The sequence below is a fragment of the Janthinobacterium sp. CG3 genome (assembly GCF_000344615.1).
Lineage (GTDB): Bacteria > Pseudomonadota > Gammaproteobacteria > Burkholderiales > Burkholderiaceae_D > Janthinobacterium.
On sequence record NZ_KB467824.1, the window covers coordinates 704,896 to 717,373 of the forward strand.

Here is a 12,478-nt window from a genome sequence, read left to right on the forward strand (position 1 = left end):
GAAATGATTTCCACAAGAAACTTTATTTAGCCTGGCCGCGGAACCAGAACTGCGTCGCCACCTCGTCCTGGCGCTTGGCGTCGCGCCGGTGTTGCTCGCCGTCGGCGTCCTTTTGTTTTTTTTCCAACACCTGGCCGAGCACCTCGCGCTTGGCCCAGGCGGCGTTCAGCGCGCGCTGCGAGTGCGCCATGTTGGCCTCGTGCAGGTGCAGGTCGGTGCGGTGCAGGTCGACCATGTGCATCACCGCCTGCTTGTAGTTGCCGCAGTTGACCGACAGCGCCAGCGGCAGCGCGCCGGAGGCGCCGCTGCCGGTGTACAGGCCGGTCAGGCGCTCGAGGTTGCGCTGGTAGCGCTCCTTGACCTGGGTCTGCGCCGCCATTTCGCCTTGCAGGCGTTCGACTTCGGTGTTGCGCAGTTGCACCAGGGTGGTCAAATTTTGAATCGTGTGCGAGCTTGTCATGCCATCATCTCTTCGAGTTGGACTACACAAGGGACCAGGGGCGCCTCTTCCTTCGTGCCCTGGCACAGGAACGCTTCGACCCGCGGGTGCAACTGCACCGCCTGGTCGGTGAGCGGGTCGGCGCCGGGCACGTAGGCGCCCAGCGGAATCAAATCGCGCACGCGGGCGTGGCGCGCCATCGACGCCTTCAAGGCGCGCGCCGCCAGCATGTGCGGCTGGCTGATCACCTGCGCCATGCAGCGGCTGATCGAGGCGGCGATATCGATGGCCGGGTAGTGGCCGCGCTCGGCCAGCTCGCGCGTCAGCACGATGTGGCCGTCGAGGATGGCGCGGGCGGTGTCGACGACCGGGTCCTGCTGGTCGTCGCCCTCGGCCAGCACGGTGTAGATGGCGCTCATGCTGCCTTCCTGGTTCTCGCCGTTGCCGGCGCTCTCGACCAGTTGCGGCAGCGCCGAGAACACCGACGGCGGGTAGCCGCGCGTGGCCGGCGGCTCGCCCAGCGCCAGCGCCACCTCGCGCAGCGCCATCGCGTAGCGCGTCAGCGAATCGACCAGCAGCAGCACGTGCTTGCCCTGGTCGCGGAAGTGCGCGGCGATCGAGTGGCACAGTTCGGTGGCCATGATGCGCATCAACGGCGACTCGTCGGCCGGGGCGATCACCAGCACGGCCTTTTTCAAGCCCTCGACGCCGAGCGATTTTTCGACGAATTCGCGCACCTCGCGCGAGCGCTCGCCGATCAGGCCGACGACGACGACGTCGGCGACGGTCTGGCGCGTGATAATGCCCAGCAGCACGCTCTTGCCGACGCCGCTGCCGGCCATCAGGCCGACGCGCTGGCCCTTGCCCAGCGTCAGCATGGCGTTGATGGCGCGCACGCCGACGTCGAGCGGCTCGTCGACGGGTTTTTTCTTCAGCGGATGGACCTTGGGCGGGGTCGATTCGAGCACGTGCTCGCCGGTCAGGCGGCCCAGGTCGTCGATCGGCTCGCCCAGGCCGTTGACCATGCGCCCCAGCCAGGACGGGCCGATTTGCAGGTTGGCCTTGTCGGGCAGCGGCAGCACGCGCGCGCCGGTGGTCATGCCGGTGGCCTTCTTGAACGGCATCAGGAACGACAGCTTGTCGCGGAAACCCACCACCTGGGCGTCCATCCACTCGCCGTTGACCGATTCGATCTGGCAACGCTGGCCGGTGTGCAGGCGGCACCCCGCGCTTTCGAGCAGCAGGCCGGAGGCGCCGACCAGGCGCCCGGTGGGCGTGGCCACCGGTACCGCGTCGATCTCGAAACTGCGCAGGGAGTCGGCGATCATGACGTCACTTCCTCGTCGGCGTGGTCGGCCGCCAGTTGCAGGTGGCTGCTGACCTGGTCCATGCAGGCGGCCAGGCGCTGGTGGCAGCCGGCGTCGACTTCGTTGTCGCCGGCCTTGATGCGGCACTCGCCGGCGTCCAGGCGGGCGTCGGCGATCAGGTTCCAGCGCTTGGCGCGCTTCGGATCGAGTTCGCTGATGCGCTTGAGCTCCTCGGGGTTGAGGAAGACGTCGATTTCCTCGCGCGTCGGCGGCATCGACGCCAGCGTCTCGTCGACCAGGGCCAGCAGTTGCACCGGTTGCAGCGCCAGTTCGGCGCGGATGACCTGGCGCGCCACCTTGGCCACCAGGTCGACGACTTCCTTGCGCTGGGCGGCGCGGTAGTCGGCGCGCACCTTCTTCAAGTTCTTCAGGATGGCGTCGACCGGGCGCGCCAGGCGGTCCAGCGCGACCAGGGTTTCGTTGCGGCCCTCTTCGCGGCCCTGGGCGGTGCCGTCGCTGCGCCCGGCGTCGTAGCCGTCCTGCTGGCCGCGCACCAGGCCGACCTCGTAGCCGTCGCGCTGGCCCTGCTCGAAGCCCTCCGCCACCGAGGCTTGCCACTGGCCGTCGGTGTCCTCGGAGCGCTGGCCGGCGGCGATGAACTGCGACAGCGGCGGGAAGCGGTAGGAGCGGAAGGAGTGCTTCATTCGACCACCGCCTCGGCGAACAGTTGCACTTCGATCTCGCCGGCGTCGGCCAGGCCCTTGACGGTGGCCATGATTTCGCGGCGGGTCTGCTCGATGCGGCTCAGCGGCACCGGGCCGGAGCGGCGCATCATGTCCTCGAAGCTTTGCGCCTGGCGCTTCGGCATGGTCTTCATGACGGCTTCGCGCACCAGCGGCTCGGCGCCCTTGAGGGCGATGGCCCACAGTTCCAGCGGCACGTCCTCGAGGATGCGGGTGATCGCCACCTCGCTCTGGCGCGACAGGATGAAGAAGTCGTACATGCTCAGTTCGATCGCCGCGACCACTTCCGGGTCGTGGGCGCGCAGCAGTTCGACCATGTCGGAGCGGTTGCCCGGCAGCCGGTTGAGGATCTCGGCGACCTGGCGCACGCCCTCGACGCTGGTGCTCTGGGTGTCGAAGGTCGACAGGCAGCGCCCGACCAGCTCGTCCAGTTCGCTCAGCAGGTCGCGGTCGATCTCGTCCAGGCGCGCCAGGTTCAGCAGCACCAGGTCGCGCCCCTCGACCGGCAGCGCGTCGAGGATCTGGCCGGCCAGCGCGGCCGGCAGGAAGGCCAGGAACACCGCCTGCATCTGCACGTGTTCGTTGACGATGTACTCGGCCAGCCATTTCGGCGAGGCCCACTGCAGGCGCGCCATCTTGGGGCGGATGGCGTCGCCGTAAATATTGTTGAGTACGCTATTTGCGATGTCGCTGCCCAGCGCCAGGTCGAGCGCGCGCTTGAGGTAGGTGCGCGAGGCGCCGTGCACGCCGCTTTGCTGGCGGTAGTCGTCGAAGAAGGTCTGCATCGCGTGTTTGACCGACTCGACCTTGATGCCGCTCATGCGCGACATCACCTGCGTAACCTCGAGCAACTCCTCGCGCGACAGGCAGCGCAGCACCGCCGCGGCCGGCTCCTCGCCTATGCTCAGCAGCACGATGGCGGCCTGCTCGACCGGGGACAGGGCGATCTCGTCGTCGTCGTCGCGCTCGTTCATGTTATTGGTTTCGGCCATTTTTCTGCATCCATTGTTTGACGACTTCGGCGACCCGTTCGGGTTCCTTCTCGGCCAGCACTTTCAAATGGTCGACCATCACGTCGACCGCCGAGCCGGGCGGCGGCAGGTCGTAGTTTTCCAGCAGCGGCACCACCGGCATCGGGCTGCTCGCGGCCATGCCCGGCAACTGCGGCGCGCCCGGCGCGCCCAGCGCGGCGGCGCCGCCGCCCGAGGCGCCGTTGGCGGCGGCGCCGGCCTGCGCCAGCGTGGCCTCGACGTTTTGCATCATGGGCGGCGTCAAGCGTACTGTCAACAAGCGCAGCAACGGGCGCACGATCAGCAAAAAGCCCAGCAAGGCGCCGACCAGGTAGATCGCCCAGCTGCTCATGTCGACGACGTTGTCGCGCTCTTCCCACCACTGCGCCGCCGGCGCCTTGGCCGGGAAGCTCAGCGCCGACACCGCCAGCACGTCGCCGCGGCTGGCGTTGATGCCCAGGCCGCTGCGCAGCATCTTGTCCATATTCGCCATCTCCGTCGCGTTCCAGCCACTTTTCGGGTTGGGCGCGGCGGCGCTGTTGAGCACCACGGCGACGCTGAGCTGCTGCAGGCGGCCGCGGCTGCGTTTGATCTGGGTGATGCTGCGGTCGTAGGCGAACTGGCGCGAGGTGGCGTTCTTGTGCGCCGAGCCCTCGTCGCCGCCCTTGTTGGCGTCGGCGCCGGCGGCGCCGGGCGCGCCGGCCGGCGCCGGCACGCCGGCGGCCGGGGCGCGGTTGCTCAGGCTGCCGGGCACGCCCAGCACCATGCGGTTGCGGTCCTGCTCCTCGCGGGTGGCCTCGCTGGTCACCTTGGGCGCCTCGCCGTATTTCTCCAGCGTTTCCTCGATCTTGTCGTTGTCGACCGCGGCCGTCACGCTGACCTTGAAATTATCCTCGCCGATGACCGGTCCCAGCAGATCCTTGACGTTGCGGCGGATCTCGTCCTGGATGCGCTTGGCGTTCTCGTTGCCCTGGTTGCCGGCCTCGAAACCCTCGCTCAGGTCGATGCGCGCCGACAGGTAGTTGCCGGCCTGGTCGACCAGGCTGACGCGCTGCGGGCTCAGGCTGGCGACGCTGCCGGCGACCATGTTGATGACGGCGGCGATCTGCTCGGGCGCCAGCGTGCGCCCGGGTTTGGCCGCCACCACCACCGAGGCCGACGACTTCTCGCCGTCGCTGGCGACGAAGGAGGTCGACTTGGCGATGGACAGGTGGACGCGGGCCTAGGCGATCGCGTCCAGGCTCATGATGCTTTGCGCCAACTCGCCCTCGAGGCCGCGGCGAAAGCGCACGTCCTGGACGAACTGCGACACGCCCAGCGGGTCGCTCTTGTCCATCAGCTCCAGGCCGGCCGGCAGTTGCGCCGTGACGCCCTTGGAGGCGAGCATCATGCGCACCTTGCCCAGCTGGGCCTCGGGCACCAGCACCTGGCCGCTGTCGGGATGCAGGCGGTAGGGCACGTGCTCGGCGTCGAGCGCGTTCATCATCTCGGTGACGGCGACTTTCTCGCGGTTGCCGAAGACCGGCTTGTAGCCGGCCTGGTCGCGCCAGAAATACATCATTACCATGGCGGTCAGGCCGATCGCCAGCAGCAGCAGCGGCGCCAGGGTTTTCAGCAGCGCCGGCGAGGCCGAGGGCAGGCCGGCGCTGCGCCAGCGCGCGATGGCGGACTTGAAGGGGTTGTTCACGTGTCGGTCTTTCGGATCGGCTTACAGGGGCAGCTTGATGAGTTCATCAACCGCGCCCATGACCTTGTTGCGCACTTGCATCAGCATGGAAAACGACAGGCTGGCTTGCTGGCTGGCCAGCATGGCGCCGACCAGGTCGTCGCTCTTGCCACTGTCGACCTCGCTCATGCGCTCGGCCGCCATGCGGTCGTCGTTGTTGACCCGCCCCAGCGCGTCCTGCATGCTCTGCGAAAACGAGGGGCCGGCGCCGGCGCTGCCGTCGAGCAGGGCCGCCGGCGCCACCTGGGGCGCGGCGAGGTTGTGGGCGGCGTTTTGCAACGCCGCCAAATCGGCCTTGATCAGACCCGCCAGTTCATTCGCCATCTTGGACCTCTTTTGTCACGTTCGCTGCCATGGTTGCCGCCCGCGCCGCCCGGACACGCTGGGGTGTCGGTGCGCGCGCGGGACGGCGCGTTGTGGATGGGGGCGGATGGGCGCCGCGCCCGCGCCGCCCATGCCGTTATCGGCCGCCCGGCCGGCCACTTGAGCCCGTTTTTAACTTGAGCCCGTTTTTACATGGACCGGGGCCGGCCCCGCCCATGCCGGCGGCGGCACGGCAATGTCAGCTACGACATGCCTATGATAAACCTGCTGTAAATCAACGGTAATAAAAATTCACGGCAATATCGATAATTAAAATCGCCGCGCGAATGGCATATCGCCGACGCGCTCGCCGGCACGGCTGGGACGGAATTTTATCCTTCCAAGCTTACCTGCTGGCAACTATATTGTAAAGGGTGATTTGCCCCGTGGGTATTGATGCGTGGCAATAATCGTCAAATTGATGTATCGTTTACTTCCGAGATCATCGGACTTTAAGTTACGATGCGTTAAATGGTCCGGCAAGGGCAATCACAATTGCCGCCGGAATTTCGCGCGATCCGTATAATTGCTTCGCCACCGACGTGATCTGACATGACCATTCCATGACCAATATAACCAAGACAGATTCCACGCCGCAGCACCAAGTGCTCGATTCCTGCCTGCTGGGGCGCCCTGTCCACCTGCTGCACGTGTTCGCCGCGCAACTGCGCGACGACCTCGCGGGCGCCATGCGCCTGCCGCTGAGCCGGCGCTACTGGGGCGCCTACCAGGTCGACGCCGTCGCCTTCAGCCGCATCGACGGCGAGGCGCCGCGCGGACGCTGGCTCAGCTTTGGCGACCAGCACGGCCAGATTGGCTTCCTGCTCGAACGGCAAGTGCTGCTGGGCGTGCTCAACCAGCGTTACGGGCGCAGCGGCGCCAAGGCGGCCGCCGCGCCGGACCCGCAGACGGTGCGCGTGACCACCACCGAGGAACGGCTTGCCGTTGTTCTTGGGCAACACATGGTGGCCGCCCTGCTGGCGCGCGTGCGCCACAACCTGGCCGCGCTGGACAAGGCGGCGCCGCTGGGCATCCCCGCCGCCGCCGAACTGTCCGCCGCGCCCGGCACGGCGCCGGCGCGCGGCAGCTGGGTGGTCGGCGTCGGCGTCAGCGACGGCGCCGCCGGCGCCGGCATCGGCGGCCAGTTCTGGTTCGCGCTCGACAAGGCCGCCATGGCCGACGTCTTGCACGGCCTGCTGCCCGAGCGCGAGCAGGCCAAGAAGGCCCTGAAGAGCGTGCGCCCGCTGGCCGCGCGGCTGCAGGTGACGCTGGAGGGCCGGCTGGTCAGCAAGGAGGTGCAGCTGGGCGCGCTGTTCGACCTGCGCGTGGGCGACGTGATCCCCGTCAGCCTGAACCGCACCGACGTCATGCTGGCCGATTCGCGCCTGTTCACGGCGGCGGTGTCGGAACACAAGGGCAAGCTCTGTTTAACCTCATTTGAAGATGTCGAATAATATGAATATGAACGAAACCAACCAGGGCGACGACATGCTGGGGGACCTGGCCGACGACATGATCATCGAGCAGGTCAGCGACATCAGCGACGTCTCGCCGGCGCGCACGCGGCGCGACATCCCGCAAATGATGCGCAAGATCCCGGTGACCCTGACGCTCGAGGTCGGCTCGGCCCGCATTTCGCTGCAAGAATTGATGGCGATCGGCCCGGACAGCGTGATCGAACTCGACATGCTGGCCGGCGAACCGCTGGTGATCAAGGTCAACGGCACGCCGATCGGCCGCGCCGAGGTCGTCGTCGCCGGCGAGAACTACGGCTTGAAGGTAATCGACCTGGACGGCCTCAACCTCGACATGATGACGTCATGACGCTGGGCTTGACCGGCCGCGCGCGCAGTCGGGCCGGACTGGCCGCGCTGGCGGCGCTGGCCCTGCTGGGCGCGGCGCTGTACGCCGGCCCGGCCGGCGCGGCGGCGCCGGTGGATTTGCTGGGCGGCATCGTCCCCGGCGCCAAGACCGAGCTGACCGTGAAGACGCAGATCCTGGTCATCATGACCCTGCTCGGGCTGCTGCCGGTGATGGTCATGATGATGACCAGCTTTACCCGCTTCGTCATCGTGCTGTCGCTGCTGCGCCAGGCCCTGGGCCTGCAGCAGGGCCTGCCCAACCGCATCGTCACCGGCGTCGCGCTGATCCTGACCTTGCTGGTGATGCGCCCGATCGGCGAACAGATCTGGAGCGAGGCCTTCGTCCCCTACGACCGCGACAAGATCGGCCTGGAGGAGGCGCTGAAAATCGCCGAGAAGCCGCTGTCGCGCTTCATGATGGCGCAAACGAGCAAGGCGGCGCTGGCGCAGATTGCCCGCCTGGCCGGCGAGCCGGCCGCCACCAAGCCGGCCGAGCACGCGTTTACGGTCAAGCTGGCGGCCTTCGTGCTGAGCGAACTCAAGACTGCCTTCCAGATCGGCTGCATGCTGTTCATCCCCTTCCTCATCATCGACTTGGTGGTGTCGTCGGTGCTGATGGCGATGGGCATGATGATGCTCTCGCCGCTGGTCATTTCGCTGCCGTTCAAGCTGCTGCTGTTCGTCCTCGTCGACGGCTGGACCTTGACCGTCAACACCCTCGTCACCAGCGTGCAGGCGTACTGAGATGCTGACCCCGGAAGTGGCCGTCGACCTGGTCATCGAATCGCTGCGCATCGTCATGCTGCTGGTGGTGGTGCTGGTGGTGCCGGGCCTGATCACCGGCCTGCTGGTGGCGCTGGTGCAGGCGGCAACGCAAATCAACGAACAGACGCTGAGTTTCCTGCCGCGCCTGCTGGTCACGCTGCTGGCGGTGATACTGGCCGGGCGCTGGATGGCCGGCTACCTGATGGACTTTTGCGTGTCGATCTTCCAACGCGCCGGCACCCTGGTCGGCTAGCGCGCGATGGAACAGGTTTTCAACCAGTTGCTGCCGTTCCTGTCAGCCCTGTGGTGGCCGTTTTGCCGTATTTTGGCGATGCTGACGGCGGCGCCGGTGCTGGGCGACCTGATGGTGCCGGTGACGGTGCGCGTGCTCGTTGCGCTGGTGCTGGCGATCGTCATGCTGCCGATGACGCGCGGCCTGGTCGGGCCGATCGACCCGTTTTCGCTGCACGCGCTCGTCGCCACCGTCGAGCAGGCGGTGATCGGCGGCGTGCTCGGGCTGGCCTTCCACTTCAGCATGTCGGTCATCGGCGTGCTCGGTTACCTGGTGTCGAGCCAGATGGGATTTTCGATGGCGGTGATGAACGACCCGATCAACGGCACCTCGTCGGACGTGGTCTCGGCGCTGCTGTCGATCCTCAGCATCATCGTCTTTTTTACCATCGACGGCCACCTGGTGATCGCCGGCGTCATCGGCGCCAGCTTCCACGCCTGGCCGCTGGGGCAGGGCTACGGCCCGCTGCTGCTGCAGACGGTGGCCTACAACGTTTCCTGGATCTTCGCCGCGGCGATGCTGCTGGCGATCCCGATCGTCTTCTCGACCATGGTGGTGCAGCTCGGCTTCGGCTTCCTGAACCGGGTGGCGCCGTCGCTGAACCTGTTTTCGCTGGGGTTTTCGATGATCACCCTGTTCGGCCTGGTAATGCTGGTGGAAATCATCCGCTTCGTGCCCGAGCACTACATCGGCATGACCAACCGGGTGCTGGAGATGCTGCAGCAGCAGATGCGGGCGGCCGGCCATGGCTGACGCGAGCGGCGGCGACAAGACCGAAAAGGCTTCCCACCAGAAGCTGCGCAAGTCGCGCGAGGAGGGCCAGGTGGTGCGCTCGCGCGACCTGGCCACCGCCATCGGCATCCTGGCCAGCCTGAAGCTGTTCGTCTTCCTGCTGCCGGGCTACATGGAGGACTTCCGCGCGCTGTTCGCCATGGCCTTCCTGCCGCTGGACGGCGACGGCACGCTCGACAACGCCTTCTCGGGCGTGTTCGCCAGCTCGGTGTCGCTGCTGGTGACGATGCTGCTGCCGCTGTTCGTGGTGCCGCTGTTCGTGGTGCTCGGTTCGCTGGTGCCGGGCGGCTGGGTGGTCAGCACCAAGCACTGGGCGCCGAAGATGGAGCGGCTCAGCCCGGCCAAGAACCTCGGCCGCCTGTTCGGCGGCAAGCACGCGTTCGAGCTGGCCACCTCGGTGGCCAAGGCCGGCGTGCTGGGCTGGGTGCTGGTGCACGTCGGGCGCGACACCGTCGGCGCCTACGTGCGCCTGCAGCACGCGCCGCTGCAGGTGGCGATGGCGCAGGGCGCCGGCCTGATGCTCGACGGCCTGATGTCGCTGTGCGCGGTGTTCGTCATCTTCGCGGTGGTCGACGTGCCGGCCCAGGCCTTCTTCTTCGCCAAGGGCCAGCGCATGAGCAAGCAGGAGTTGAAGGAGGAGCACAAGACCAGCGAGGGCCGGCCCGAGGTGCGCCAGCGCATCCGCCAGCTGCAGCAGCAGATCAGCCGGCGCAGCGTGCGCAAGACGGTGCCGACGGCCGACGTGGTGATCGTCAACCCGGAGCATTACGCGGTGGCGCTGAAGTACGACGCCGGCCGCGCCGAGGCGCCGTTCGTCGTCGCCAAGGGCGTCGACGAGATGGCGCTGTTCATCCGCCAGGTGGCGCGCGAGCACGGCGTCGAGACGCTCGAACTGGCGCCGCTGGCGCGGGCGATCTACCACACCAGCCAGGTGCAGCAGCAGATCCCGGTGCAGTTGTACCAGGCCGTCTCGCAGGTGCTGAACTACGTGCTGCAATTGCAGGCTTTTCGAACTGGGCAGCGCACTGCCCAGCCCCCATTTCCCAACGAGGTGGCCGTGCCATCTCACCTGAGTGAGGTCTCTCCGAGATGAATTTCCTGAACCGAATGGTCGCCGAGCTGCGCCGCCACAAGTTCGCTACGCCACTGTTCCTGCTGGTGATATTGGCGATGATTATCCTGCCGCTGCCGCCGGTGCTGCTCGACGTGCTGTTCACGTTCAACATCGTGCTGGCCCTGATCGTCATCCTGGTCAGCGTCTCGGCCAAGCGGCCGCTGGACTTCTCGGTGTTCCCGACGGTGATCCTGGCGACGACGATGATGCGCCTGACGCTCAACGTCGCCTCGACCCGGGTGGTGCTGCTGCACGGCCACACCGGCACCGGCGCGGCCGGGCAGGTGATCGAAGCGTTCGGCAACGTCGTCATCGGCGGCAATTTCGTCGTCGGTATCGTGGTCTTCGTGATCTTGATGATCATCAACTTCGCCGTCGTCACCAAGGGCGCCGAGCGCATCTCCGAGGTCTCGGCGCGCTTCACGCTGGACGCGCTGCCGGGTAAGCAGATGGCCATCGACGCCGACTTGAACGCCGGCCTGATCAACCAGGAAAAGGCGCAGATGCGGCGCCTCGACGTCGCCGCCGAGGCCGACTTCTACGGCGCCATGGACGGCGCCTCGAAGTTCGTGCGCGGCGACGCCGTCGCCAGCATCCTGATCCTGATCATCAACATGGTCGGCGGCGTGGCCATCGGCTCGATGATGCACGACCTGTCGTTCGGCGACGCCTTCCGCCAATACGCGCTGTTGACCATCGGCGACGGCCTGGTGGCGCAGATCCCGGCGCTGCTGCTGTCGGCCGCCGCCGCCATCCTGGTGACGCGCATCAGCGACTCGGGCGACTTCGAGCAGCAGGTCGCCGGCCAGGTGCTGACCTCGCCGACGGTGATCTTCAGCGCCTCCGGCATGATGGTGGCGCTGGCGCTGATCCCGGGCATGCCGTGGTTGATGTTCATGGCCTTCGCGGCGGTGCTGGCCTTCGTCGCCTGGCGCCTGAGCCAGCGCGTCAAGGCGCCCGACCTGGCGAATATGGCGGCGATCGAGGCGGCGCTGCGCGACGACCGCGTGCCCGACCTGGACTGGCCGCAACTGCCGGCGGTGCAACCGATCTCGGTGGCGCTGGGCTACAAGCTGGTCGGCATGATCGACAAGAGCCAGGGCGAGCCGCTGAACAAGCGCATCAAGGGCGTGCGCCAGAGCCTGAGCGAGGCGCTCGGCCTGCTGCTGCCGCCGATCGGCGTGCGCGACGACCTGGCGCTGAAGCCGTCGCAGTATTCGATCGTTCTCAGCGGCAGCGTGGTGGCCCAGGCCGAGGTGATGGCGGACCGCCTGATGGCGATCCCGTCGCCCAACGTCTACGGCCAGTTGGACGGCATTCCCGGCATCGAGCCGGCCTACGGCATGCCAGTGACCTGGATCGAGGTGGGCGAGAAGGCCCACGCGCTGGGCCTGGGCTACCAGGTCATCGAGGCGCCCAGCGTGATCGCCACGCACGTGTCGAAAATGGTCCGCGAATACCTGCCGGAACTGTTCCGCCACGAAGACGTGCCGGCGCTGCTGGAGCGGCTGACGGCGCTGTCGCCGAAGCTGTCGGGCGCGCTGGAGAAGGCGCTGACGCACACCCAGCTGCTGCGGGTGTTCCGCGTGCTGCTGGCCGAAAACGTCTCGCTCAAGGACATCGTGTCGATCGCCACGACGCTGCTCGACAGCGCCGAGACCACCAAGGACCCGATCCTGCTGGCGGCCGAGGTGCGCTGCGCGCTGCGCCGGCAAATCGTCGGCGGCCTGTTCGGCCAGCGCGCCGAGATGCAGGCGTTCAACCTTGGCGGCGAGCTGGAGAACATGTTGCTCGGTTCGCTGAACCAGGCCCGCCAGAGTGGCAAGGTGGCGCTCGACAACTACCCGATCGACCCGCACCTGTTGTCGCAGTTGCAACTGAACATGCCGGTGGCGCGCGAGCAGATGAAGCAGCAGGCCACCCCGCCGCTGCTGCTGGTGCTGCCGCAGATCCGCCCGCTGTTGGCGCGTTACGCGCGCCTGTTCGCGCCCGGCCTGCACGTGCTGTCGTACAACGAAATACCGGAAAACCGCGAAGTGAGCATCATCGGCACCGTCGGCTAAGG

12 protein-coding genes and 1 pseudogene are annotated in these 12,478 nt (G+C 67.2%); 7 read left to right on the forward strand and 6 right to left on the reverse strand.

All coding sequences use genetic code 11. From position 1 onward, the window contains the following. Positions 1-22 precede the first annotated feature (22 nt). The 6 genes and pseudogenes from JANGC3_RS0103285 to JANGC3_RS0103310 all read right to left on the reverse strand — a co-directional run bounded on the left by JANGC3_RS0103285 (position 23) and on the right by JANGC3_RS0103310 (position 5,549). Positions 23-460, reverse strand: coding sequence for a flagellar FliJ family protein (locus JANGC3_RS0103285; RefSeq protein WP_017875060.1), 438 nt, complete (start codon positions 458-460; stop codon positions 23-25). Further along, the gene (fliI, locus tag JANGC3_RS0103290; RefSeq protein WP_017875061.1) at positions 457-1,767 is read right to left on the reverse strand and encodes a flagellar protein export ATPase FliI; all 1,311 of its coding nucleotides are present in this window, start codon (positions 1,765-1,767) and stop codon (positions 457-459) included. Before fliI ends, JANGC3_RS0103285 begins: the two co-directional genes overlap by 4 nt. Continuing rightward, entirely contained in the window at positions 1,764-2,450 is a 687-nt protein-coding gene (gene fliH / locus JANGC3_RS0103295; RefSeq protein WP_017875062.1) for a flagellar assembly protein FliH, read from the reverse strand. The genes fliI and fliH overlap by 4 nt, the downstream gene beginning before the upstream one ends. Next, positions 2,447-3,481: a flagellar motor switch protein FliG gene (locus tag JANGC3_RS0103300; protein ID WP_017875063.1), complete on the reverse strand. Its 1,035-nt coding sequence runs from the start codon at positions 3,479-3,481 to the stop codon at positions 2,447-2,449. Before JANGC3_RS0103300 ends, fliH begins: the two co-directional genes overlap by 4 nt. Continuing rightward, positions 3,465-5,186 (reverse strand): annotated as a pseudogene (gene fliF / locus JANGC3_RS28245) (flagellar basal-body MS-ring/collar protein FliF). The gene JANGC3_RS0103300 and the pseudogene fliF overlap by 17 nt, the downstream one beginning before the upstream one ends. 21 nt (positions 5,187-5,207) lie before the next feature. Then, positions 5,208-5,549, reverse strand: coding sequence for a flagellar hook-basal body complex protein FliE (locus tag JANGC3_RS0103310; protein ID WP_017875067.1), 342 nt, complete (start codon positions 5,547-5,549; stop codon positions 5,208-5,210). 602 nt (positions 5,550-6,151) lie between these two features. Here JANGC3_RS0103310 and JANGC3_RS0103315 point away from each other — a divergent pair. Genes JANGC3_RS0103315 through JANGC3_RS0103345 form a run of 7 tightly spaced genes read left to right on the forward strand, consistent with a single transcriptional unit; the run spans position 6,152 to position 12,476 of the window. Then, complete coding sequence (locus JANGC3_RS0103315; RefSeq protein ID WP_017875068.1) at positions 6,152-7,042, forward strand: FliM/FliN family flagellar motor switch protein; 891 nt, start codon at positions 6,152-6,154, stop codon at positions 7,040-7,042. A 58-nt stretch (positions 7,043-7,100) separates the two neighbouring features. Continuing rightward, on the forward strand, positions 7,101-7,412 hold the full coding sequence (locus JANGC3_RS0103320) for a FliM/FliN family flagellar motor switch protein (RefSeq protein WP_409031785.1): 312 nt from the start codon (positions 7,101-7,103) through the stop codon (positions 7,410-7,412). Next, on the forward strand, positions 7,409-8,194 hold the full coding sequence (gene fliP / locus JANGC3_RS0103325) for a flagellar type III secretion system pore protein FliP (RefSeq protein WP_017875070.1): 786 nt from the start codon (positions 7,409-7,411) through the stop codon (positions 8,192-8,194). The genes JANGC3_RS0103320 and fliP overlap by 4 nt, the downstream gene beginning before the upstream one ends. Before the next feature lies 1 nt (position 8,195). Then, on the forward strand, positions 8,196-8,468 hold the full coding sequence (locus JANGC3_RS0103330; RefSeq protein ID WP_017875071.1) for a flagellar biosynthetic protein FliQ: 273 nt from the start codon (positions 8,196-8,198) through the stop codon (positions 8,466-8,468). Between the two features lie 6 nt (positions 8,469-8,474). After that, positions 8,475-9,260: a flagellar biosynthetic protein FliR gene (locus JANGC3_RS0103335; RefSeq protein ID WP_017875072.1), complete on the forward strand. Its 786-nt coding sequence runs from the start codon at positions 8,475-8,477 to the stop codon at positions 9,258-9,260. After that, the gene (locus tag JANGC3_RS0103340; protein ID WP_017875073.1) at positions 9,253-10,392 is read left to right on the forward strand and encodes an EscU/YscU/HrcU family type III secretion system export apparatus switch protein; all 1,140 of its coding nucleotides are present in this window, start codon (positions 9,253-9,255) and stop codon (positions 10,390-10,392) included. Before JANGC3_RS0103335 ends, JANGC3_RS0103340 begins: the two co-directional genes overlap by 8 nt. Then, positions 10,389-12,476 carry a flagellar biosynthesis protein FlhA gene (locus JANGC3_RS0103345; protein WP_026132480.1) on the forward strand — a complete coding sequence of 696 codons (2,088 nt, stop codon included), beginning with the start codon at positions 10,389-10,391 and terminating at the stop codon, positions 12,474-12,476. The genes JANGC3_RS0103340 and JANGC3_RS0103345 overlap by 4 nt, the downstream gene beginning before the upstream one ends. Positions 12,477-12,478 lie beyond the last annotated feature (2 nt).